Raw genomic sequence first — 22,804 nt, 5'->3', positions numbered from 1 at the left:
CGCGCGGGGCAGCCTCCTGGCTGCCCCGCGCGTTCACTTGCGGCTCCCGAACCGGACGTTGGGGACGACGGTGCGGCGGTCCTGCTGTGCGGCACCGCGGTTCCGGCTACGGCGCTTCAGCGCTCCGGTTCCGCGGTGCCGTTCAAGGGGTGTCGGGTGGTGCGGTGTTGCGGTGCCGTGCTCAGTGCGCGACGACACGTGCCGCCATGCTGCTGCGGCGTGGCTGCATCGGTACGGGTCCCGGCTGGCGGCCTGCGGGGGCCGTCGGCTGGGCACGGCGCGGCTGGGCGGCCACACCGTTCTGGACGTCCATCACCGCGTGCGCGACGAGGCCGCCCATCGGGTCGTGCCTGATGAGGTCCCGCAGACGGGACCGCGAGGAACGCCCTTCGTTGCCCGGGTACAGGTGCTTGCCGAGTCCGACCGCGTGGGCCAGTGCGGCAAGCGCCGCGGTCCGCGGGTCCGGTGGTACACCGGTGCGGATCGCACTGTCCAGCCGGGCCCTGATGTCCCGGCTGATCGCCGTGTCCGTCGCCTGGTAGCGAGTCGTCGGCAGAACTCCGCACATCTGGCCCGCAACGGCATGCACCATGCCGCACCGCTCCAGATGCGAGAGGTAAATCTGGCGCAGCCCCAGTCGGGGCCCGCCGATCCAGTGGACCGCCCGTACCGGACTGCCGCGTCTGCGCAGCAGCTCCAGTGCGGAGTCCAGGGTCGGATCTCCTGTCGGCCGTGGCATCACCACGGCGATACGATCCCCGTCTGGGGCTATCCGTCCTGCCAGAGCCAGCTCTACTAGCTGTGCCCCGGCCAGGCCGAGGTCGAGCGACTGCGGCTGCGCTGTGGTACCCGTTGCCGGGTCCAGAGCGAGCAGCAGAAGCTCCTCCGGAAGTGTTCTGCGGCTCCTGCCCATCCATGCCTCCCCGCGTGGATGAATGACAGGGTGACCCCTCTCACATTGGTCTGTCGAGGGCGCCTGGGTGCTTTGTTAGGGAACCGATAGGTATGTCGTTCTCGTCTAGCACGGGAGCCAAGCGCTCACACAGGACACTGGTAGATGGTTCGGACACCACGGGCCGTCGGCGGGCCGCCGGTTCCTGGTGTTCGTGAAGACATACGCATGGCGCATGGCACATGACTCATGGAGGAGGCACGGTGGCGGGCGAGTCCCCCGACAAGTCGGAGCAGCGGAAGTCGTCGGGGGAGACGACTCAGGAGGAGCGCGATCCGCGTCTCACCGTGTTCCGCCGGCCATCTCCCGGGCGCGACGCCGTGCAGGGACAGGGCTCCGGCCATGACACCTCCACGACGACGACGGACGAGGCGACGGAGCGCCCGGCCCCCGTGGACCAGGCGACGGCCGTCTTCAGGACCACGCCGCCGCCCGCGGAGCCGGACGCGGCCCCTTCGGGCAATGACGCACGCCTGCGCGCCGCGGTTGCGGCGTGGGTGGCGACGGCGGACGAACCGGAGGACGGCTCGGAGGACTCCGACGGCTCGAAGAAGCCCGAGGCTGCCGAGGACTCGGAGGGCTCTGAGGAGGGCTCTGAGGGCGTCCGGCAGGACGAGGAGGCCGAGGGAAGCGCGGAGGTCTCCGAGGAGGCGTCGTCCGCCACGGAGCCCGCCACGCAGCCCCTCGCGGAGGCCGCCACGGCCGACGAGACCGCCAAGGACCCGTCCACCGACGCCACTCCCGACGGCGACGGGGCGGAGGACGCGGCTGCGGTCGCCACGGCCGATGCCGCCGACACGTCGGACGGCGCCGAGCCTGCCGACATGAAGGCTTCTGACGCAGCCACAGCCACAGCCACGGACGACACCGATGCGCCGGCGGCGGAACGGTCCGCCGACGGCTCGTCGGCAGGGGACGGCGACGGCCAGGACGAGGACGAGGCCGGGCGCACGAGCCCCGACGCCGAAGACACCGAAGACGGCGAAGCCGAAGCCCCGGTCAGTGCGGAAGCAAAGAGCGAAGCCGGCGCCCCCGCCGAGGCCGACGGGCACGGCGTCGACCAGCCGACGACCATGTTCAAGGCGCTGCGGCGTCCGGCCGTCGACCAGCCCACCACCGCCCTCAAGATGCCCCCGCGGGCCACGCCCGCCGCGAGGCCCGAGTCCCGTCCGGAGTCCCGTCCCGAGCCGGCGTCGCAGCCGGAGACGGACGCCGAGCGCACCAGCACCTTCGTGCCGCTGCGCCGCGACGACGTACGTCCCCCGGCCGCCGCGCCCAAGACGCCCAAGGCCGCGGCGCCTTCCGCGCCGGCACCGGCGGCCTCCGCGCCGTCCGCGTCCGCCCCCGCGCCGGCGCAGCCGCTCCCGGCCGCGTCCGGGACTCCCGCGTCACTCGCCGAGGCCGAGCGGACCAGGCAGCAGCCGCTGCCGCCGCTGCCGCCGCTCGACCTGCTCGCCGAGCTGACGAACACGCCTCCGCCGCCGCCGACGCCGGTCCGCACGGTCGTGCGACGGGTCAAGATCTGGACGCCGCTGGTCCTGCTCCTCCTGATCGTCTTTGCGGTCGTACAGCTGGTGCGTCCGCTTCCGGACCCCACGCTCGCGCTGTCCGCGGAGGAGACCTACAGCTTCGAGGGCGGCAAGCTCGAACTCCCGTGGCCGGCGGAGGGCCAGGGCGCGGCCGAGGTCGTCGGCGTCGGCAGTCTCGGTCAGTACGGCGCCCAGAAGCCCGCTCCCATCGCCAGCGTCGCGAAGACGATGACGGCGTACGTGATCCTCAGGGACCATCCGATCACCGGCAAGCAGGTCGGCCCGAAGATCACCGTCGACAAGAAGGCCGAGGAGGAGTCGAAGGCGAAGAGCGAGTCGACGGCTCCCATCAAGGAAGGCCAGCAGTTCACCGAGAAGCAGATGCTCCAGCTGCTGATGATCCCCTCGGGGAACAACGCGGCCCGTCTGCTGGCGCGCTGGGACGCCGGCTCCGAGGAGGCGTTCGTCAAGAAGATGAACGACGCCGCCAAGGAACTCGGCATGACGAACAGCACCTACACCGACCCGAGCGGTCTCAAGGCCACCACCGTCTCCACCCCGCTGGACCAGATCAAGCTCGGCAAGGCGGTCATGGAGAACGACGTGTTCAGGGAGATCGTGAACACGACGCAGGTCGAGATCCCGGGCATCGACGGCAAGATCCGCAACAACAACGACCGGGCCCTGCTGATGGACGGTGTCGGCGGTATCAAGACCGGTTCGTCCACGCCGGCCGGCGGCAACCTGCTCTGGTCCGCGAACGCCGTCGTCGACGGTGAGGTCCGGCGCATCGTCGGGATAGTGATGGGCGCGCAGGACGCTCCTGCGCTGTGGCAGAAGCTGGAGAAGGCGATCGACTACAGCATCGCCCTGATCCCGCCGGCCCAGGAGGCCGTCACCTCGGCCACGGTGGTCAAGAAGGGTGACGTCGTCGGGCACGTCGACGACGGACTCGGCGGCCGTACGCCCGTCGTCGCCACCAAGGACCTGAAGGCCGTCGGCTGGGCCGGTCTCCAGGTGAAGATCGAGATCGCGGAGAACGGCAGCGCGGTCCCGCACGCGGCGAAGGCCGGAACGGTCGTCGGCCAGGTGTCCGTGGGCGAGGGCGTCGGCAAGGTCAGCGCACCGGTAGCCCTGCAGCGGGACCTCTCCGAGCCGGGCGTCGGCGCCAAGCTCACCCGCCTCGGCTGACCGCCGCGCGGGCGTCCCGGGAGACCGGGGCGCCCGCGTGCTAGCGTCCCGGGGCAACTTCGGGCGCCCGGGCAGCGTCTTGTGGAACGAGAAGCGAACAGCGAGCATCGTGGCGCGGCCGGCCGGGAGGACGACGGCGGACAGCAGGACAGGACGGGGAGAGCCGCAGTGACCACCGCTGAGCCGACACGGACGGACGGCAGCAGCACCCACGGCACGAACACGGCTGGAACCAGCGGCGATCGGCCGGTCGACGGCTCCGCGGCCGCCGACGACAACACCATCGGCACCGGTCCGCGAATACCGCTCCGTCAGCAGTCGAAGTCGAATGCGCCGTCGAAGCCGCAGTTGCCGGAGCCACGACTCCCGTCCAACCCCACCTCCACCTCCACCTCCACCTCCGCCCCCACCCCCGTTCCCACCCGGTCGGTGGGCGTACGCGACCGCCTCTCACGTCACCCCGTCGCCCTCGCGACGGCCGCGGCCGCCTTCGTTCACCTGCTCTGGTTCTTCTTCTTCGCCAACAGCGGCGGCGACATCGCGGCCCAGGACGCCTGGGCCGAGTTCGTCGGCCGCCACCCCGACTCGGCGTACAACCTCGCCTGGTACGGCGGTATGCACCCCGTCTCGTACAGCGTGGTCTCCCCGTACCTGATGTCGGTCCTCGGCGTGCGGACGACCATGATGCTCGCGGGCACCGTGTCGGCCACCCTGACCGCGCTGATGCTGGTCCGGGTGCGTGCCGTGCGCAACCCGGTGGCGTGCTCCCTCGTGGGCGTCTTCGCGTTCCTGTGCAACGCGCTGTCCGGCCGGGTCACCTTCGGCCTCGGCATGATGTTCGCGCTCGGCGCGGTCGGCGCCGTCTTCTGCTGGCCGCACCGACTGCGGCACCACCGCTGGGCGAAGGCCGTCGTCGCCGCGCCGCTCGCCGGTCTCGCCACCGCGGCAAGCCCCGTCGCGGGCCTGTTCCTCGGCGTGGTGGCCGCGGCGCTGTTCCTCAACGGCCGCCGGCCGGGGGCGTACGCGATCGGCCTCACGCCGGTGCTCGTCGTGGCCCTGTCCGCGTGGCTGTTCCCGTTCTCCGGCACACAGCCCATGTCGATCGGGTCGACGTCGCTCCCGTTCCTCTACGGCGTCCTCGTGCTCCTCCTCGTACCGAAGGAGTGGCGCACCGTCCGCACCGGCGCCGCGGTCTACGCCGTCGGCACGCTGCTGACCTGGGCGATCGACTCGCAGATCGGGTCCAACGTGTCCAGGCTGCCCATGCTCTTCGCGGGCGTGGTGCTGCTCGCCGCCCTGCCGTACACCGTGCCCCGTTCCCGTAAGTGGTACGCCGTCGTCATCGCCGTCGTCGGACTGAACACCTGGATCGGCTACAAGGGCGTGGACGACATCGTCCGTACGGCCCCGACGGCTTCCTGGAACCGCGAGCTCGCGCCGCTGGTCAACCGGCTCCAGGAGGTGAACGCCGAACGCGGGCGGGTCGAGGTCGTGCCGGCGAGCAGCCACCGGGAGGCGTCGGCCCTCGCCCCGTACGTCAACCTGGCCCGCGGCTGGAACCGTCAGGCCGACATGAAGCGCAACCCGCTCTTCTACGACAAGGAGAACGTCCTCACCTCCGCGGACTACCGCGAATGGCTCCACCGGTGGGCTGTGCACTACGTGGTGCTGCCGAAGGGGGCGCCGGACTCGAGCGGAGCCGAGCAGGAGGCGGAGCTCGTCCGCGCGGGCCAGCCCTATCTGACCCGTATCTGGGGCGACGCCAACTGGCAGCTGTTCGCGGTCGAGAACCCGACGCCGATGGCGGAACCGCCGGCGACCGTGGACCATGCGGGCGCGGGCGAGCTGACCATCCACGTGAAGAACGCCGGCCGGGTACTGATCCGCGTCCCCTACTCTCCGTGGCTGAGTCTCGTGGACGACGAGGGCAAGGGTGTCGAAGGCCCGCAGGAGACGCCGGAGTCACAGGCCCGCGAGGACGGACCCAGGACTTTCGTCAACACCAACGGCTGTCTGCTGAAGGCGGAGGAGGACACGGAGGGCGACGAGTGGACCGAACTCCTCGCCCCGCGGCCCGGCACCTACCGGCTCGCCGCCCCGTACCAGTTCCCCCGCGGTACTCCTTGCCCTGACGAACTCCGCTAGATCCTTTCGCCCTTACCCGCGTTAACACCTACCTCACCCTCCGCTGCTCGTGCATAGTGGACGCGCTCGGCATACCGATCGGTCGGTCCACTGATGCAGGTGCGAATACATGGCGTGCGAACAATGCGGCGGCGACGGCACACAGGCCCTCCCGGGAATGAACTGCCCGAGGTGCGGGAAGGCCGGTGAGACGGCCAGGCGCGAGTCGGCCGGGCACCCCGGCCCCGGACGGTCGACGGGACGGGCCCTGCCGGGGCGCCTGTCCCTGCTCTCCCGCAGGAACAGACTCCTGCTGGCAGGGGCCGTCGTGGTGGCGGTGGCCGCCCTGACCGTCTCTGCCGCGGACCTGTTCGGGAACACCTCGCAGGCCTCGGAAGCATCCGGCGACGGCCCGGCCCCCGGCGCGGGCGACATCGGCGACCTGGGCGGCGCACCGCAGCGCATCGCCCCCGCGGACCCGCCGAGCGACGCCGGCTCCCCGCCGCCCGTGCGCGCCACCCCGAAACCCCCCGCGAAGGTCCGGCCGCCCGAGCAGGCCCGGGGGCCCGCCTACTCCGCCTGGGCCGGGCCCGGTTGCACGGGAGGCGGGCTCTACCGGGAGGAGAACCGCTTCAGCGACGGCGACAGCGGCTGGTACACCGTCAGCTCCGGCGGCCACCGCGGCGACGGCTGCGACGGCAGCTTCACGGCGGTCCCCATGTCCGGCAGGAGCACCAAGGACGGAGACGGGCGGGCGACCTGGTCCTGGTACGTCGGCAGCGGCTACGACACGTGCTCGGTCGCCGTCGTCGTACCCGACAGCGGACGCGACCGCGACGTGGCGGGCCGGCCCACCACCTACCACGTGCTGTCGGACGCGGACGATCCGGACAGCGTGGTGAAGGTCTTCGAGATCGACCAGACCGAACTGCGGGGCAGCGGCCTCGTCGTCGAGAAGGTGCCGGTCCACGACCAGCGGCTGACCGTACAACTCGTCGACAGGGGCGAGGACGTGGGCGGAGGCGACCGCGGCGGAGCGCACCACGCGGCGGCACAGATGCGGGCCGAGTGCCGCGCGTGAGCCCTCTCGCGGAACGAAGAGACCCCTTGCCTGCGGGCGGGTACGGCAGTGCTGCATAGTGTCCGTCATGCTTTGTGAGGGATGCAGACCCAACGGACGCGCGTGCGAGGCGTGCGCGGCGCCCGGCGCTCGGACACCAGGGCGTCACCGGGCCCCGTCACGCCCCAAGGTGCTGCTCGGCCTCTGCGCCGTGCTCGGCGCGGGCGCGCTGCTCGGCGGCGCGGTGCTGATGCTCGGGGACGACAGCGGCGAAACCGTGGGGGAGCCCGCTCCCGTGGCCGACGTCGAAGTCGGCGGACGCCCCAACCTGATCACACCGACGGACGTCCCGTCGCCCACCCCGAGCACCCCGAATCCTTCGACCGCCGCGGGGACGCGGCCGTCCTCGTCCCCCGTCTCCTCCCCGGCTTCTTCGCCGGTCTCCTCCCCGGCCCCGGCGACGGCGTCGGCCCTGGTCGCCTCGTCGCCGTCGTCCCCCACGACCACGGCCGCCACGCCGACGCCCGCCCCCACCCCGTCCCAGACCTGGCGCGACCGCGACGACTGCCGCGACGATCGCGACCATCCGGGCGGGGGCCGCTGGGACCGCGACGACGATTGCGACTGGTGACGGGGCCTTTCCCGGCCCGAACGCCCCGAACGCCCCGAACATCCCTGCGCCCCGGTCGTCGCCCCGGGGCTGCGCCCCTCCTACCGTTCCGCCGGCCAGACCACGGCCTGGGCCACGACGACCCGGTCACCGTTGAACGTGACGGCCGGCCCTTCATGCAGCCGGTACCCCAGCTCGAGTGCCTCACTGACGCGACGGCAGAAGGCCGCGTCGTCGGGGCCTGTCAGAACGCGATAGACGGGCAGACCGTCGGGAGGTGTGCTCATGGACCCAAGCATCCCAAAGCCCGCGCCCACCCGGCCGCACGAGGGCTTCGGCCGCTTCACGGGCTGAAGGCCGCACGGCTTGCTGGCAGTTGCGACCCCGTACAGCCCCGGGGAAGCCCGACCACTTTTTTCGGCGCTCGGCGTCCTCGGTGGCCTGGCGGGGGCCCGGAGCCGGCTCCGGGTCCGCCCGCCGCGGACCCCGCAACCGGCCCGCCTTGTGCGGCGGATGTGAAGGCGGAGGCCACGCGTGAAGAAGCCGTCGCGGGTCAGGATGCTGTCGCCCGCGGCCCGACCCCGAGGACGTCGAGCATCGCTCGGGTGGCCGGGCTCGGGTTGAAGCGGCTCCACGCCAGGTACTCGATGCGGTGCGGCCCGTCGACCACCGGAACCAGCGCCAGTTCCGGGTCGTCGGCGGCCCGCGGCCGGATGAACGCCGACGGCAGCAGCGCTATGCCGAGCCCGCGCCCGACCAGCCTGGTGATCAGCTCCACGACGCCGACCTCGTACGCGACCTGGCGAACCAGGCTCGCGGCGGCGAACGCCTGATCGGACTGGGCCCGCGCGGGCGTCCCGCTCACGAAGTCCACGAACGTCTCTTCCGCGATCTCCCGCAACGTGACCCGGGAGACGCCCGCCAGTCGGTGTCCGGCCGGCACCACCAGTACGTGCTCGTCATGAGCGAGAACAACGCACTCCACGCCGGATGGCCGTTCGCTCTCCGGCATGCCGAGGAAGGCGATGTCCAGGTCGCCGTTCTTGACCGCCGCCGCCAGTTCATCGCTGCGTCCGGAACGGAGGGCGACGTGGACGTCCGGGTGCAGGGCGCGGTACCGCTGCAGCACCTCCGGCACATCCACGGCGGCCGTCGTCACGATCACGCCCACGGCGAGCCGGCCGCGTACCGAGCCGGTCGCGGCGGCGGCGTCGGCAGCGGCACGGTCGGCGGCGGCCAGGCAGTCGCGTGCGCCGGCGACGAACGCCGCTCCCGCAGCGGTCAGCTCGACGCGGCGGCTGGACCGGGCGAACAGCCTGACTCCGAGCTCCCGTTCCAGGCCGGCGATCCGGTGACTGAGCGACGACTGCACCACGAAGCAACGCTCGGCGGCCCGGGTGAAGTTACCGGTTTCGGCGACGGCGACGACGTAGCGCATCTGTTGAAGGTCCACCTCGTCATCGTTCTGGTTCATGGCTGCGATGACAAGCATGTGTTGGACTCATTGATGAGGCGGGTCTGAGACTTCATCACATGCCCACTTCTTCCCGCCCGGGCCGCGTTGCTCGCGGCGCGGCGCCATGCCCGAATCCGTCGGGACGAGTGGGACGCGGTCTGCCGGCCGAAGCCCGGATCCGAGAAGACCGGATGCGCGCCGACCACATACGAGAAGGACGGACCCGATGAAGACAGGCATGACGATCGCCGTACTGGGCGCCACCGGGATGGTCGGCAGGCGGGTGGTCGACGAGGCGAGCGCACGCGGACACCAGGTGCTCGCCCTGTCCCGGAAACCCGCGAGTGAGGACCAGAGGAGCCCGAGCGTGACGCCGATCGCGGCCGACGCGAACGACTCGGACGCTCTGCGCGAAGCGCTCGCAGGCTCCGCCTCCCACGGTGCCGCGGACGCCGTCGTGCTGACCGTGCGGACCATGCCGGTCGATGAGGAGTTCCTGGTCGGCGCCACCCGTACGATGCTGGACATCGCCGCACAGCTCGGGATCCGCGTCTTCGTGGTCGGCGGCGCCGGCGCGTTGCGCAGCCCCGGGGACCGCGAACTGCTGGTCGCCGACAACCCGGCGTACGTGCCTGCCGAAATCAAGGCCGTCGCCGCCGCCGGAATCGCTCAGCTGCGAACCTGCCAGGCCCATGCCGCTGCCGATTACGTCTACCTGAGTCCCCCGGCCATGCTCGAACCCGGCGAACGGACCGGCCGCTATCGGCGCGGCACCGACACCTTGCTCATAGGCGCCGACGGCCGCTCCTGGATCAGCGCCGAGGACCTGGCCGTCGCCGTGCTCGACGAACTCGAGTCCCCCGGCCCCGACCACCTCATCACGGTCGTCCACCACGGCGAACACCCACCGGCGTGAGCCGGTCGCCAGGCATGCTGCCGCTCGCAACCGGACCTGGCTGCGGCTTCACCGGCCGAGGCAGCGGGCGAGTACTTGACCGCGGGGCACCGGTGCTGACCGTGGCTGACCCCGTATCCGGCACGGTTGTGGCACGGACTCCGCTCTCAGCCGCTGGTCGTGCCGGGGCGGGGATCGGCCGACCGGATGCGGTCATTGAGGGCGGCAAAGGACACCGGCGGACCGGCCGCCGCGCGGACCGCGCCCAGGCTGACGCTGTCCGAGTCCAGGGAGGCGACTACTGGGCGGGGGAGTACGTAGAACTCCCACTGAGCCGTGTCGAGTGGTTGGTAGACAGCGTGTTCACGGGCAGCCTGGACGGCGAAAACATAGACGTCGGCGTTGTACGACTTGGCCTCGGAGTAGCCGCCATCGGGCGACCACGTGCGAGCGCGGATCCCACTGAAGCGGATCTGAGACGGTGTGCGCTGCTCCCAGGCTTGCAAGTAGGCGCCGGCCTTGACTTCGATGCGCAGGCCGTCGTCGGTTTCGACGTCGTGGCTGGCCCATTCCACCCGGGGCTCGTGGGAGCCGACCGCCTGGTGGACCAGGAATTCGGCGAACAGACCGCGTGTGTTGTTCATACGGAGGTCCGGCATGGCGAACCGCCAGAAATGGACCACGGTTGCGTCCGGGAGGCCGACGATTGGCTCGTCACCGCGGAGCGGCGGCACGGGTAACGGGGTCAAAGGCAGACGGGCAGGCTGCTTCATGGGCCGCAGTCTGCCAGCGAGGCGCGGGCGCTTGCGCACCTGCTGTCAGCAGCCCTTGCCAAGATGCCGGCAGGGTGGTCGCGGAGGCGGAGCCGGGTCCACGCGGCAACCGCGCCGGAGTGGAGGGAGGCCGTTCCGCGCAACCCCACCTGTGAGGATATACGTGTCCGATGAACGGACCTCGAGTTCCGTATAACGGTCTGGCGTCGCTCGCTGGGCCTTTCGAATATTACTGACCGTTATGTGACTTGCCTCACTAAAGATCTCGTAAAGGTCGTGGTAGACATGCGCAACTCCGTCGGCGGCCCCGCTCGGCCGCGGCACGGAGTGCCGGCTCCGGGCCGGCAGCAAGACCAGGGTGACCACGGTCCGAGTCCGCGGACCGCTCGCCCCGGGTCGCCGATCGGACAACGGCGTTCGCTCAAAGCCCGCACATCGACCGGCGCACACCCCTCCGCGCCGGTCCTGCGCCATCGAGGTAGCCAACGTGTCACTCGACTCCATGACCAAATCCGTCGACGAAGCCGTCAGCGGATTCTTCGAGCCCATCGCCAAATGGCTGGGTGAGGTCGTCTTCTACGCCGTCCCCGTGGGCGGGACCGAGGTGCCGCTCATCGTCGCCTGGCTGGTGGTGGCCGGTCTGGTCTTCACCGCATGGTTCGGCTTCGTCCAGCTCCGCAAGTTCCGGCTTGCCATCGACGTGGTCAGAGGGAAGTACGACGAGAAGGGGTCGGCCGGCGAGGTCAACCACTTCCAGGCACTGACCGCGGCCGTCTCCGGCACCGTCGGACTCGGCAACATCGCCGGTGTCGCCGTCGCCGTCTCCATCGGCGGCCCCGGTGCCACGTTCTGGATGATCCTCTGCGGTCTGCTCGGCATGGCCACCAAGTTCGTCGAGGTCACCCTCGGCGTGAAGTACCGAGAGGTGCACGCCGACGGCACCGTCTCGGGCGGGCCGATGCACTACCTGCCCAAGGGCCTGACCGACCGGTTCGGCAAGAACGGCAAGACCCTCGGCAAGATCCTCGCCGTGCTCGCGTCGATCATGATCCTCTTCTTCGGCCTTTTCGGCGGAAACCTCTTCCAGGTCAATCAGTCCTACGCCCAGCTCGTCTCCGTCACCGGCGGCGAGAGCGGCATGATGGGCTCCTCGGCCGGCGCCCTGTTCTTCGGCATCCTGATCGCCGCGCTCGTCGGCATCGTCCTGCTGGGCGGCATCCGCTCCATCGCCTCGGTCACCAGCCGCCTCGTGCCCGCCATGGCCGGCATCTACATCGTGGCCTGCCTGATCGTCATCCTGGTCAACGTCTCCGCCGTGCCCTCCGCGGTCGGCACGATCATCGAGGGCGCCTTCAACCCCGAGGGCGTCGCGGGCGGTGTGCTCGGTGCGCTGATCATCGGCTTCAAGCGGGCCGCGTTCTCCAACGAGGCCGGTCTCGGCTCCGCGCCGATCGCCCACTCCGCGGTGAAGACCAAGCACCCCGCCAGCGAGGGCCTGGTCGCGCTCCTCGAGCCCTTCATCGACACTGTGGTCATCTGCACCATGACCGCGCTGACCATCGTCGTGGCCAACCCCGCCAGCTGGGCCGAGGCCCGCGACGACCAGTCCATCGGCGGCGTGACCATCACGTCGGACGCGTTCGCCACGGTGCTCCCCTGGTTCCCGTACATCCTCACGATCGCGGTCATGCTTTTCGCCATCTCGACCGTGCTCACCTGGGGCTACTACGGCCTCAAGGCGTGGACGTACCTCTTCGGCCGCAGCAAGGCCAGCGAGACCATCTACAAGGTCGTCTACACCCTGTTCGCCGTGGCCGGTTCGCTGCTCACGCTGCAGACGCTGATCGACATGGCCGACGCGGTGCTGTTCATGCTCGCCGTCATCAACATCATCGGCCTCTACCTGCTGGCGCCGGTCGTCAAGCGGGAGCTCAACTCCTTCCTGGAGTTCGTCCGCGCCCGCAAGGCCGGCGAGAGCCCGGAGGCCGACGAGGACCAGGAGACGGTGAAGAGTACCGTCTGACCCGGCTCCTGAACGGGCCCGTCCACACCTCGCGCCTTGGTGCGGACGGGCCCGCTTGCCGTGCCGTCTACGGCATTCCCGCAGGTGAAACACGGTCTGGCTGGGCTTGGAACCAGCGTCTAGGGTGTGAACAACGCGTCAGTGCCCGCCCTTCGGGCGGTGGCTTCGGACGCGCGGTGTGCCGGGAAGTCTGGTCGGCGTCCCAGGGCTCGTATGCCCTCATCCGACGCCCGGAGGTCTCCCTGATGGCTGCCGCCCCTCGCGAACGTTCCCCCTTCCTCGGCCTGCTGCCGCTTCCGGAGCGCAACGCCGTTGTCCAGGCCCTCCGGACGGAAACAGTCGGCGGGCTGGTGCTCCTGGCCGCCGCCGTAGTGGCGTTGGTCTGGGCGAACACACCGTGGAGCGGCGTCTACGAGCAGATCCGCGACTTCCACTTCGGGATACCGGCACTCGGGCTGGACCTCTCCGTGGAGCACTGGACCGCCGACGGACTCCTCGGCATCTTCTTCCTGGTCGCCGGGATCGAACTCAAGCGTGAACTGGTGGTCGGCGAGCTGCGCACCCCGGCCACAGCAGCGCTTCCGGTCATCGCCGCGGTCTGCGGCATGATCGTGCCCGCCGCCCTGTACGCCGGCACCGTCATGGCCGGCGGCGGCAGCCTGGCCGGCTGGGCAGTCCCCATGGCCACCGACATTGCCTTCGCACTCGCCGTCCTGGCCGTCCTGAGCACCCACCTGCCTGCCGCGCTACGCGCCTTTCTGCTCACCCTCGCCGTCGTCGACGACCTGGGCGCGATCCTCATCATCGCCATCTTCTTCACCAGCGACCTGAACTTCCCGGCACTCGGCGGAGCTATCGCTGGCCTCGTCATCTTCTACCTGCTGCAGCGCTTCCGCGTGCGCGGCTGGTGGTGGTACGTCCCGCTCGGCATCGTGACCTGGGCACTGATGTACAACGGCGGCGTCCACGCCACCGTCGCCGGTGTGGCCATGGGCCTGATCCTGCGCACCACCCGCGACAAGGGCGAGACCGCTTCACCCGCCGAGCGCACCTCGCACCTGCTCCACCCCGTTTCGGCCGGTGTCGCGGTCCCCTTGTTCGCCCTCTTCGCCGCCGGTGTCGGCCTCTCGGTCGCGTCGCTCGGCGAGGTCTTCACCCGACCGGAACCGCTCGGAGTCGTGTTGGGGCTGGTCATCGGCAAGACCTTGGGCATCTTCGCCGGCACGTATCTCGCCGCCCGGTTCACCCGTGCCCGGCTCAATCCGGACCTTGCCTGGGCAGACGTCCTCGCCCTCGCCGTCCTGGCCGGCATCGGCTTCACCGTCGCCCTGCTGATCGGCGAACTCGCCTTCCCCGACCCGGCCGCCGCGGAGCACGTCAAGGCCGCAGTCCTGATCGGTTCACTCATCGCCGCCGCCTTGGCGGCCTTCCTCATCAAGCGCCGCAACGGGACCTACAGACGCCTGTACGAGGAAGAGACCCGCGACGACGACGCCGACGGCATCCCGGACATCTACCAGCGAGCCGGCACCGGCGAGCACTGACACGCAAGTTCGTCCGGGCACCACGCGGCGCCGCCTCGGCACTGGACGTCGTAGCCGCCCGTGGCTGCTCGGGACTTCTGCTGTCTGCCAACGACGGGTACACCAGCGGCTCATCCCTGATGCCGTTCAGGCGGAGTGAGTAAAAGAGGCCGCAGCCAAGCTGCGCGCGGGGAGTCGTGGGACGGGGCGGCTACGTATTCGCCACCCGGAACGGCCGCCCGGTCGACCGCGCAACTTCTACCGGTCCTTCACCCGGGTCGCCGACTCTGCCGGCCTCCGCGTCATCCGGCTGCACGATGCCCGCCACGGCTGCGCCACCCTGCTCACCGCGGCTGGGGTGGCTCCCCGCGTTGTGATGGAGATCCTCGGGCACAGTCAGATCAGCATCACCATGGACGTGTACACGCACGTCGTGCAGGACACGCAGCGCGAGGCGATCAGCCACATGGATCGGCTGCTCAAGCGGCGGCCGGTTGCGAGTGACCGCCCTCGTTGATGTCAAAAGTGGATGTCAAAGGCCCCGGACCATGATCGGTCCGGGGCCTTTGCGCTGGTGCCCCCGGCAGGATTCGAACCTGCGACACCCGCTTTAGGAGAGCGGTGCTCTATCCCCTGAGCTACGAAGGCATGGACCTCGGCCGAGATCCGGCGACTAGCCTAGCGGATAAGGGATACGCACTGGCAACATTCTCGTTTCCGCAGGTCAGCGGCGTTCCCGGCGTGGCACCTGAGCACGGCGGGTCCGCCCCGGAGCCGGAGCCGGAGCCGGAGCCGGGCGGGGCGGCAGCTCGCGCCCCCACCCCACCCAGGACCCCGACGGCTCAGCCCGACGCGTACAGCTCCTCGATGTCCGCCGCGTACGCCTTCACGATCGCGCCCCGTCGCAGCTTGAGTGACGGCGTCATCAGGCCGTCGTCCATGCTGAACTCGTTCGGGAGGATCCGGAACGCGCGGATCGACTCGGCCCGGGACACCGCGCTGTTCGCCATGGTCACGGCCCGCTGGATCTCCGCGTGCAGCTCCCTGTCGATCGTCGCCCCCTGAGGGAACGACAGTTGTTTCCCGCGCAGTTGGTACCAGTGCTTCGACGCCTCCGGATCCAGCGTGATCAGGGCCGCGATGAAGGGCCGGTTGTCGCCGACCACGAGGCACTGCGAGATCAGGGGGTGCCGGCGCAGCCGGTCCTCCAGGATCCGGGGGCTGACGCTCTTCCCGCCGCTCGTGACGATGATGTCCTTCTTGCGTCCCGTGATCACGAGGTAGCCGTCGTCGAGCCAGCCCACGTCGCCCGTCGCGAGCCAGCCGTCGCGCAGGACGGCCCCGGTGGCCTCCGGATCGTCGTGGTAGCCGGCGAAGACGACGTCGCCGCGGACCCAGATCTCCCCGTCCTGGGCGATGTGCACGGAGCAGCCCGGCAGCGGCCGGCCCACGGTGCCGAACCGGGGGCGGCCCGGTGGCTGGCTGGTCACCGCGGCGGTGGTCTCCGTGAGCCCGTACCCGTCGTGGACGGTGATCCCGGCGCCGTCGAAGAACAGGCCGAGCTCCCGGTCGAGGGTCGAGCCGCCGGATGTGGCGTGCCGGACGCGGCCGCCGAGTACGGCCCGCAGCCGCCGGTACACCAGCCGGTCGTAGAGCGCGTGCCTGGCCTTGAGCATGCGTCCCGGCCCGGGCCCCTCCCCGGTGTCCCGCCGCTGCACCTCCTCGGCGTAGCGCACCGCCGTGTCGACGGCCTTGTCGAACAGTTCCCCCCGCCCGGCCTGCTCCGCCGCCCGGCGGGCCTTGCTGAAGATCTTCTCGAAGATGTACGGCACGGCGAAGATGTAGGTCGGCCGGAAGGACGCGAGGGCCGGCAGCAGCGCGTCGGGCGAGATGTCGGGCTGGTGTCCCAGCCGGACGCCGCCCCGCATGCAGGCCACCTGCACCATCAGCCCGTAGATGTGCGACAGCGGCAGGAACGCGAGGATGCACGGCTGCTCGCCCGGCTCGGCGAGGATGCTTTTCCAGCCCGTGTACAGGGTGTCGCACTCGGCCGCGAGGTTGGCGTGGGTGATCACACAGCCTCTGGGCCGGCCGGTGGTGCCCGACGTGTACGTGATGGCGGCGACCGACTGCGGCCCCACCGCCCGGCGGTGACGGTGCACCAGGCTCTCCGGCACCTGCCGGCCCCGCTCCGTCAGCCGCTCGACGCAGCCGGAGTCCAGCTGCCACATCGAGCGGAGCAGCGACAGTCCGTCGCAGGCCGCTCCCACCGTCATGGCGTGGTCCTCGTGCTCGACCACGATGGCCACGACCTGTGTGTTCGACAGGATCCAACGGACCTGGTCCGCCGAGGAGGTGGGGTAGACGGGTACGACCTGGGCGCCGATCGACCAGAGCGCATAGCTGAAGAGGGTCCACTCGTATCGGGTCCGGGACATCACGGCGACCCGCTCGCCGAGCCGTATGCCCTCGGCCAGCAGGCCCTTCGCCAACCCCACCACCTCGTCACGGAATTCGGACGCGGTCACCGGGACCCACTCGTCGCCGCCCGGGCCGTTGACGCGCCGGGACAGCTGTAACAGCTCCGGGGTGCGCTCGGCCACGTCGTACACCGAGTCGGCAAGGCTTCCCGTCGCCAGGGTCTCCACCAGCGGCGGAAGGCTGAAGTCGCGCAAAGTACCCCCTTGATGAGCCACCGCCGCGCCGCGTTTCGCAGCGGGCAGGGGCGCAAAGTACCGGCCATTCACGTGGCTGCCTAGGGTCTTGACCCCGCTCGGTCGCATGCGCGATTAAGACCGGGTTACGACAGTACGTCGGGAGTGGGAAACCGGTCGGCGGCGGAGCCGGCAAGGGGCGGGCCGGGCAGGCGGCCGGCGCTTGACGGGGTCAGAGGAGCGGCATAGCGTCGCGGGCGTACTGAGCATGCGCTTAGGAAGGCCGCCCGTGTCGCACTCGTACCCCGAAGCCGCCCTCACCGCTCCCGGTGCGCCCTTCGAAGTCGTACGGGGGGAGGACGGCGGGCTGATCTACGCGAACGGGCCGCGCACCTTGCTGGAGTTCGTCGAGGCGACGTGGGCGTTCGGGGACCGGCCGTTCCTCGTGGCGGAGAGCGGCACGTACACCTACGGCGAGTTCTTCGCCGCCGCCTCCGCCCTGGCCCGGCGGTTCGTGGACGTCTACGGGCTCCGGCCCGGGGACCGGGCGGCCGTGGCGATGCGCAACCACCCCGAGTGGCAGATCGCCTTCTGGGCGGCGCAGCTCGCCGGCCTCGTCGCCGTCCCGCTCAACGCCTGGTGGACCGAGGAAGAGCTGACCTACGCGCTGGACGACTGCACGCCGCGCGTGCTGCTCGTGGACGGCGAGCGGCTGCCGCGCGTCGAGGAGTGGCGGAAGCGGAACGGCGCGCGCTGCGTCGTCTTCCACGAGGACGGACACGACGAGGGACACCTCGACGGAGCTCAGGGCGGTCACGACGACGGGCCGGCCGGCGCAAGGGCCGACCGCGTCGAGCGGTACGAGGACCTGCCCGCGCCGGACCCGTTCGCCGCGCCGCCCGCCGTCGACGTCGCCGCCGAGGACGACGCGACGATCATCTACACCTCCGGAACCACCGGCCGCCCCAAGGGCGCCGTCGCCACGCACCTCGCGCAGGCAGGCGCGGCCCTGCACCCCCGCTACCACGCGGCGGCCGCGTCGCTGGCGCGCGGCGTGCTGCCCGGTCAGGGGCCCGCACCGGTGGTCCTGATGACGTTCCCGTTCTTCCATGTGGCCGCGTTCACGACGCTGTACTCGATGATGGGCGTCGGCGGCACCCTCGTCCTGATGCGGAAATGGGACGCGGAGAAGGCCCTCGCGTTGATCGGGGAGCACGGCGTCACCCACTACTCGGGTGTGCCGACGACGGCGCTCCAGCTTCTCGACGCCGCCGAGAGCACCGGCTCGGACCTGGCGACGCTCAGCCACCTCAGTACGGGTGGCGCGGCCGCCCCGCCGGATCTGGTCACCCGGCTGACCGCCCGCTACGGGCACCGGATCGAGCCCCGCAGCGGTTACGGACTGACCGAGACGTGCGGCGGTGTGCTCGCCAACTCGGGGGACGGTTACCGCAACGACCCGGGCAGTGTGGGCAGGCCCTCGCCCGCGACCGAGGTGCGGATCGCCGGAGCCGACGGCGCGCCGCTGCCGGAGGGGGAGGTCGGCGAGCTGTGGCTGCGCGGGCAGTCGCTCGTACGCGGCTACTGGCGCGACGAGCCGGCCGGCGCGGCCGCCTTCCAGGACGGCTGGTTCCGGACCGGGGACCTCGCGACGGTCCGTGAGGGCCGCGTCAGCATCGTCGACCGGATCAAGGACATGGTGGTCCGGGGCGGCGAGAACGTGTACTGCGTCGAGGTCGAGGCGGTGCTGCACGACCACCCCGAGGTCGCCGACGCCGCTGTGCTGGGCGTGCCGCACCCGGTGCTGGGGGAGGAGGTCGCGGCCGTGGTCCGGTTGCGTGCCGGCGCCACGGTCACCGCCGAGGACCTGAGGGAGCACGTCGGCGGGAGGCTGGCCGCCTTCAAGGTGCCCGCCCGCGTCCTGCTGCGGGACGGGCCGATCCCGCGCAACCCGACGGGCAAGATCCTCAAGAGGGTCCTCAGGGAGTCGCTTCGGAGCGGGTGATCCGGACCCGGTAGACACCGTTCTCGTCCTCGTCGACCACCGATATGCGTATGCCGTTCTCGCGGTCGGTGAAGGTCTGGCCCGGCCGGTAGGGGGCGTCGGAGAGTTCCGCGTGGATGTTGGCGCCCCGGGTGCAGCCGCCGCTGTCGCGGTCGCTGTCGGAGACGGTCACGGGACCCTGCCCGGTGTCGACGTCGGACTTGACGCGGTAGATGAGCACGCCCGGCTCGCACACGTGGTCGTCGTTCCCGGCCCTGGTGCGCACCTCGGCCGCGTAACCGGTGCTCTCGTCCAGCGGCACGACCACCACCTTGGAGCCGCCGCGCGTGGCGAGCGGGGTGAGGGTGTGCTCGGTCGTACCGGGGGAGGCGGCGCAGCCGATCTGGCTGTTGTCCAGCCAGCCGAGCTTCCACTTGTGCCAGCCGAGCAGGTCGTTGTTGGCGCCCCAGTCCTCGGACATGATGTCCCAGTGGCCGACCGCACCGCCGCCGCGCGCCGTGTAGAGGTCGGGCAGCCCGAAGACATGGCCGTTCTCGTGCGGCAGGACGCGGTAGCCGGTCTCCGAGTACGACCCGGAACCGTCGTCCTGACGGCTGTAGACGAAGGACGTGTTGGCGAGCGGCACGCCGTCGGCGACCGGTGCCGCGTCGTTGCCGGAGAAGGTCACGGAGAGCACGGTGTCCAGCGCGGACGGGCCGGCGTTGGGGGTCACCAGGACGTTGACGAGGTCGTACTGGGCGAAGTCCACTTTCGGGTCGGCGACGGTGACCAGGTCCTCGACGAGCTGCCGGTACCCCGGTTCGTACGGTGAGCCGCGCTCTATCCCGTAGGCGGCGAACGGCATCGGCATCCGCAGCCAGTCGGTCACGGGGGCGTGCGGCCGGTAGCTGAGCCGGCCGTACGAGCTGGTGGCGAACCACTGCGAGGTCTGCGGGAAGAACTCCGCGAGCCGGTCGAGGGCGGAACCGCTGCCCTCCGCGTCCGGGAAGTCGATCATCAGGTTGAGAGCGCGGACCACGCCGGTGGAGCGGGTGTAACCGGCGGGCGTGGGCAGGCCCTCCGACATCTGGACGCCGATGCCCGACGGGATGCGGCAGGGTCCGAGGCCCACGGCGTCGGGCGCCGCGCTCGGTCCGGCATAGAGCCGGTCGGGGGCCGGGACGGTCGAACTCGCCGTGGTCAGAGCCGCCAGCGTCAGGGCCGCGAAGGCGGCGAGTCCGGCGAGCCTGCCACGTCTGCGTATCCGGTGGCGGGTCTGCTCCACGTGATCGCCTCCGGGGGGCCGCGGCAGCAGGCCGGGCCCTGGCTGCGCTCACTTCGAACAGCCTGTGTCGGGCGGTGGCGGGGCGCGCGTCGGGTGGTCCGATCGGGGGGTTTTCCCGGCGGAAGGCATATGTGGCTCAGGTCACAGCAGTCAGGGGAAATAACCGGGGATCGTTTCCCCGTTTGAACCCGTGTCTCCGTTGAAACGGGGACACGGTCCCCGGTTGGGGGCACGGAACGCCACGGGGCCTCAGTGCCGACGTCCCGGACCGCCGGAAGAGGCCGAGAGGCCCCGACCCGGCAACGGCACCCGGCAACCCCGCCGGCCCCGTTACCCGCAGACGGAGAACACGGAAGGAAGTGGAGTCGTGAGCACCGCCGCCGAAACGCGCCGCCCGCCGCGCCCCCGGGCGGACGCCCTGCGCAATCGTGAGCGGATCGTGTCGGCCGCGCGCGAGATGTTCGTCGAATTCGGGCCGGAAGTCCCGCTCGACGAGATCGCCCGCCGTGCGGGCATCGGCAACGCCACGCTCTACCGTCACTTCCCCGACCGCGCGGTCCTGATCCGCGAGGTCGTCCTCTATGTACTGTCCCGCACCACGGAGCAGGCGGACGCCGCGGCGGCCGAAGAGGCCGATCCCTTCGCCGCACTGCGCCGCTTCGTCCACCTGGCGGCCGACGAGCGGATCGGGGCCCTGTGCCCCATGCTCTCCGGCGCCTTCGACACCCACCACCCCGACCTGCACGCCGGCCGTGAACGACTCGACGCGGCCGTGCGCGGTCTCGTCGAGGCGGCTCAGGCGGCCGGCCGGATGCGCACCGACGTCGCCGTGGGCGACCTGATGGTGGCGCTCTCCCAGCTCACCCGGCCACTTCCGGGCACCGCGTGCCCGAACATGGACCGTTTCGTCCACCGTCATCTTCAGCTGTTCCTGGACGGACTCGAGGCGCCCGCGCGCTCCGAACTGCCCGGGACGGCCGCGACCCTGGAGGACCTGCGCACCACGTGACGCCGTGACTCCTTCTGCCCTCCCGCACTCCTGAGCCCTTTTTCGCGCACCGGGTGACCTTCCGTCACCCGGCGGCGCGTCACCTCCCGTTACCCATTAGGTGGCCAGACCCATGCCGAAAACAGCCGACATATCATCTTCCGAGCCGGGGCTGTCCGGCCCGGGACTCTCCGACCCGAGCCGCTGGAAAGCACTCGTCTTCATTGCCCTCGCACAGCTGATGGTGGTGCTCGACGCGACGATCGTGAACATCGCGCTCCCCACCGCCCAGCAGGACCTCGGGATCTCCGACGCCAACCGGCAGTGGGTCATCACCGCCTACGCCCTCGCCTTCGGCGGGCTGCTGCTCTTCGGCGGCCGCATCGCCGACCTGTGGGGACGCAGGCGCACCTTCATCGTCGGACTGCTCGGCTTCGCCGCCGCCTCCGCGCTCGGCGGCGCGGCGACCGGCGAGGCGATGATGCTCGGCGCCCGCGCCCTGCAGGGCGTGTTCGGCGCGCTGCTCGCACCCGCCGCGCTCTCGCTGCTCGCCGTGATGTTCACCGACGCTAAGGAGCGCGCCAAGGCCTTCGGCATCTACGGTGCGATCGCCGGTGGCGGTGGCGCCGTCGGCCTGATCCTCGGCGGCTTCCTCACCGAGTACCTCAACTGGCGCTGGACGTTCTACGTCAACATCCCCTTCGCGATCGTCGCCGCCGTCGGCGCGTACCTGGTGATCCGTGAGCCGGCGGGTGCGCGCAACCGGTCCCCGCTGGACATCCCCGGTGTCGTGCTCTCCACGCTCGGCCTGGTCGCGCTCGTGTACGGCTTCACCCGCGCCGAGTCCGCCGGCTGGTCCGACGGCCTGACGGTGGGCATGTTCGTCGCCTCCGTCGTGCTGCTCGCCGCGTTCGTCGCCACCGAGGCGAAGGTCAAGTCGCCGCTGCTGCCCCTGCGGGTCCTGACCGAGCGCAACCGCGGCGGTGTCTACCTGTCGCTGGGCCTCGCCATCATCGCGATGTTCGGGCTCTTCCTCTTCCTGACGTTCTACCTCCAGGTCGTGAAGGGCTACTCGCCCGTCATGACGGGCTTCGCCTTCCTGCCGATGATCGCGGGCATGATCACCGGCTCGACCCAGATCGGCGCCCGGCTGATGACCCGGGTGGCGCCGCGCCTGCTGATGGGCCCCGGCTTCGTCGTGGCGGCGACCGGGATGCTGCTGCTGACCCAGCTGGAGATCGACAGCTCCTACGCGGGCCTGATCCTGCCGGCCCAGCTGCTGCTCGGCCTCGGCATGGGTACGGCGTTCATGCCGGCGATGTCCCTGTCCACGCACGGTGTGAACCCGGCGGACGCCGGCGTCGCCTCCGCGATGGTCAACACCTCCCAGCAGGTGGGCGGCGCGATCGGTACGGCTCTGCTGAACACCATCGCGGCCTCCGCCACGACCTCGTACATCGCCTCGCACGCCGCCGGCGCGAGCAACCCGAAGCTGCTGGAGCTCCAGGGCATGGTGCACGGCTTCTCGTCGGCGATCTGGTGGGCGGTCGGCATCCTGGCGGCTGCCGCGGCGATCGCGTTCACGCTCATCAACAGCGGGCGCCCCGGGGCCGGTCCGGTCGCGGCGGGCTCCGGTGAGGGCGCCGGCGCGGACGACGAGATCAAGGTTCCCGTCATCGCGCACTGAGTCACGGACCCGGGCCGCGGGAGGACCAGGCGGTACGCGCGTGAAGAAGGGCCCCGTCCGGGTGCGTCGC

Annotated in this window: 16 protein-coding genes, 1 tRNA gene and 1 pseudogene; 11 read left to right on the top strand and 7 right to left on the bottom strand. The window is 70.9% G+C overall.

Features of this window, described 5'->3' with window-relative positions; genetic code table 11:
• Window positions 1-181: 181 nt before the first annotated feature.
• The gene (locus ACWGH4_RS10360) at window positions 182-913 is read right to left on the bottom strand and encodes a GOLPH3/VPS74 family protein (protein WP_159690978.1); all 732 of its coding nucleotides are present in this window, start codon (window positions 911-913) and stop codon (window positions 182-184) included.
• Between the two features lie 221 nt (window positions 914-1,134).
• On the opposite strand from ACWGH4_RS10360, the gene ACWGH4_RS10355 reads away from it, so the two are divergent.
• The 4 genes from ACWGH4_RS10355 to ACWGH4_RS10340 all read left to right on the top strand — a co-directional run bounded on the left by ACWGH4_RS10355 (window position 1,135) and on the right by ACWGH4_RS10340 (window position 7,487).
• The gene (locus tag ACWGH4_RS10355; protein WP_453458216.1) at window positions 1,135-3,672 is read left to right on the top strand and encodes a serine hydrolase; all 2,538 of its coding nucleotides are present in this window, start codon (window positions 1,135-1,137) and stop codon (window positions 3,670-3,672) included.
• A 168-nt stretch (window positions 3,673-3,840) separates the two neighbouring features.
• Window positions 3,841-5,817 carry an MFS transporter gene (locus ACWGH4_RS10350; RefSeq protein WP_453458213.1) on the top strand — a complete coding sequence of 659 codons (1,977 nt, stop codon included), beginning with the start codon at window positions 3,841-3,843 and terminating at the stop codon, window positions 5,815-5,817.
• Between the two features lie 109 nt (window positions 5,818-5,926).
• Window positions 5,927-6,877 carry an adhesin gene (locus ACWGH4_RS10345; protein WP_453458210.1) on the top strand — a complete coding sequence of 317 codons (951 nt, stop codon included), beginning with the start codon at window positions 5,927-5,929 and terminating at the stop codon, window positions 6,875-6,877.
• Between the two features lie 169 nt (window positions 6,878-7,046).
• The gene (locus tag ACWGH4_RS10340; RefSeq protein ID WP_453458207.1) at window positions 7,047-7,487 is read left to right on the top strand and encodes a hypothetical protein; all 441 of its coding nucleotides are present in this window, start codon (window positions 7,047-7,049) and stop codon (window positions 7,485-7,487) included.
• 80 nt (window positions 7,488-7,567) lie between these two features.
• Here the strand turns inward: ACWGH4_RS10340 and ACWGH4_RS10335 are convergent, their stop codons facing one another.
• Window positions 7,568-7,753: a DUF1737 domain-containing protein gene (locus ACWGH4_RS10335; RefSeq protein ID WP_441265055.1), complete on the bottom strand. Its 186-nt coding sequence runs from the start codon at window positions 7,751-7,753 to the stop codon at window positions 7,568-7,570.
• A gap of 266 nt (window positions 7,754-8,019) precedes the next feature.
• Window positions 8,020-8,919 carry a LysR family transcriptional regulator gene (locus tag ACWGH4_RS10330; RefSeq protein ID WP_453458219.1) on the bottom strand — a complete coding sequence of 300 codons (900 nt, stop codon included), beginning with the start codon at window positions 8,917-8,919 and terminating at the stop codon, window positions 8,020-8,022.
• Window positions 8,920-9,148: 229 nt separating this feature from the next.
• Between ACWGH4_RS10330 and ACWGH4_RS10325 the strand changes: the two genes are divergently transcribed.
• Window positions 9,149-9,838, top strand: coding sequence for an NAD(P)-dependent oxidoreductase (locus tag ACWGH4_RS10325; RefSeq protein ID WP_453458203.1), 690 nt, complete (start codon window positions 9,149-9,151; stop codon window positions 9,836-9,838).
• Window positions 9,839-9,984: 146 nt separating this feature from the next.
• Here ACWGH4_RS10325 and ACWGH4_RS10320 read toward each other — a convergent pair whose 3' ends face one another.
• Window positions 9,985-10,590, bottom strand: coding sequence for a hypothetical protein (locus tag ACWGH4_RS10320; RefSeq protein WP_453458200.1), 606 nt, complete (start codon window positions 10,588-10,590; stop codon window positions 9,985-9,987).
• Window positions 10,591-11,077: 487 nt separating this feature from the next.
• On the opposite strand from ACWGH4_RS10320, the gene ACWGH4_RS10315 reads away from it, so the two are divergent.
• From ACWGH4_RS10315 to ACWGH4_RS10305, 3 genes and pseudogenes are all read left to right on the top strand, one after another.
• The gene (locus tag ACWGH4_RS10315; protein ID WP_453458197.1) at window positions 11,078-12,613 is read left to right on the top strand and encodes an alanine/glycine:cation symporter family protein; all 1,536 of its coding nucleotides are present in this window, start codon (window positions 11,078-11,080) and stop codon (window positions 12,611-12,613) included.
• A 245-nt stretch (window positions 12,614-12,858) separates the two neighbouring features.
• Complete coding sequence (gene nhaA / locus ACWGH4_RS10310) at window positions 12,859-14,157, top strand: Na+/H+ antiporter NhaA (RefSeq protein WP_453458194.1); 1,299 nt, start codon at window positions 12,859-12,861, stop codon at window positions 14,155-14,157.
• Window positions 14,158-14,296: 139 nt separating this feature from the next.
• Window positions 14,297-14,653 (top strand): annotated as a pseudogene (locus tag ACWGH4_RS10305) (tyrosine-type recombinase/integrase); the annotation flags it as partial.
• 55 nt (window positions 14,654-14,708) lie between these two features.
• On the opposite strand, the gene ACWGH4_RS10300 reads toward ACWGH4_RS10305, so the two are convergent.
• Both ACWGH4_RS10300 and ACWGH4_RS10295 read right to left on the bottom strand, forming a co-directional pair.
• A tRNA-Arg gene (locus tag ACWGH4_RS10300) sits at window positions 14,709-14,784 on the bottom strand.
• Window positions 14,785-14,978: 194 nt separating this feature from the next.
• Window positions 14,979-16,811 carry an AMP-dependent synthetase/ligase gene (locus tag ACWGH4_RS10295; RefSeq protein WP_453458191.1) on the bottom strand — a complete coding sequence of 611 codons (1,833 nt, stop codon included), beginning with the start codon at window positions 16,809-16,811 and terminating at the stop codon, window positions 14,979-14,981.
• 247 nt (window positions 16,812-17,058) lie between these two features.
• Between ACWGH4_RS10295 and ACWGH4_RS10290 the strand changes: the two genes are divergently transcribed.
• Window positions 17,059-18,795, top strand: coding sequence for an AMP-binding protein (locus tag ACWGH4_RS10290; protein WP_441265029.1), 1,737 nt, complete (start codon window positions 17,059-17,061; stop codon window positions 18,793-18,795).
• Here ACWGH4_RS10290 and ACWGH4_RS10285 read toward each other — a convergent pair.
• Window positions 18,770-20,059: a M6 family metalloprotease domain-containing protein gene (locus ACWGH4_RS10285; protein ID WP_453458188.1), complete on the bottom strand. Its 1,290-nt coding sequence runs from the start codon at window positions 20,057-20,059 to the stop codon at window positions 18,770-18,772. The two genes, ACWGH4_RS10290 and ACWGH4_RS10285, sit on opposite strands and share 26 nt — an antisense overlap.
• 367 nt (window positions 20,060-20,426) lie before the next feature.
• On the opposite strand from ACWGH4_RS10285, the gene ACWGH4_RS10280 reads away from it, so the two are divergent.
• Complete coding sequence (locus tag ACWGH4_RS10280) at window positions 20,427-21,068, top strand: TetR/AcrR family transcriptional regulator (protein ID WP_453458185.1); 642 nt, start codon at window positions 20,427-20,429, stop codon at window positions 21,066-21,068.
• 112 nt (window positions 21,069-21,180) lie between these two features.
• A complete protein-coding gene (locus ACWGH4_RS10275) occupies window positions 21,181-22,734 on the top strand; it encodes an MFS transporter (RefSeq protein ID WP_453458183.1) in 1,554 nt (517 codons plus the stop codon).
• Window positions 22,735-22,804: the final 70 nt, after the last annotated feature.

It is taken from the genome of Streptomyces sp. NPDC054847 (assembly GCF_053610925.1).
Note: the sequence above shows the minus strand (reverse complement) of the source record. Positions and strands in the feature narration are given on the sequence as shown.

Coding starts and splice junctions, on each gene's coding strand:
- ACWGH4_RS10360 (WP_159690978.1), bottom strand. CDS start 913: ATGGGCAGGAGCCGCAGAACACTTCCGGAGGAGCTTCTGCTGCTCGCT.
- ACWGH4_RS10355 (WP_453458216.1), top strand. CDS start 1,135: ATGACTCATGGAGGAGGCACGGTGGCGGGCGAGTCCCCCGACAAGTCG.
- ACWGH4_RS10345 (WP_453458210.1), top strand. CDS start 5,927: ATGGCGTGCGAACAATGCGGCGGCGACGGCACACAGGCCCTCCCGGGA.
- ACWGH4_RS10335 (WP_441265055.1), bottom strand. CDS start 7,753: ATGAGCACACCTCCCGACGGTCTGCCCGTCTATCGCGTTCTGACAGGC.
- ACWGH4_RS10325 (WP_453458203.1), top strand. CDS start 9,149: ATGAAGACAGGCATGACGATCGCCGTACTGGGCGCCACCGGGATGGTC.
- ACWGH4_RS10320 (WP_453458200.1), bottom strand. CDS start 10,590: ATGAAGCAGCCTGCCCGTCTGCCTTTGACCCCGTTACCCGTGCCGCCG.
- nhaA (WP_453458194.1), top strand. CDS start 12,859: ATGGCTGCCGCCCCTCGCGAACGTTCCCCCTTCCTCGGCCTGCTGCCG.
- ACWGH4_RS10290 (WP_441265029.1), top strand. CDS start 17,059: ATGCGCTTAGGAAGGCCGCCCGTGTCGCACTCGTACCCCGAAGCCGCC.
- ACWGH4_RS10275 (WP_453458183.1), top strand. CDS start 21,181: ATGCCGAAAACAGCCGACATATCATCTTCCGAGCCGGGGCTGTCCGGC.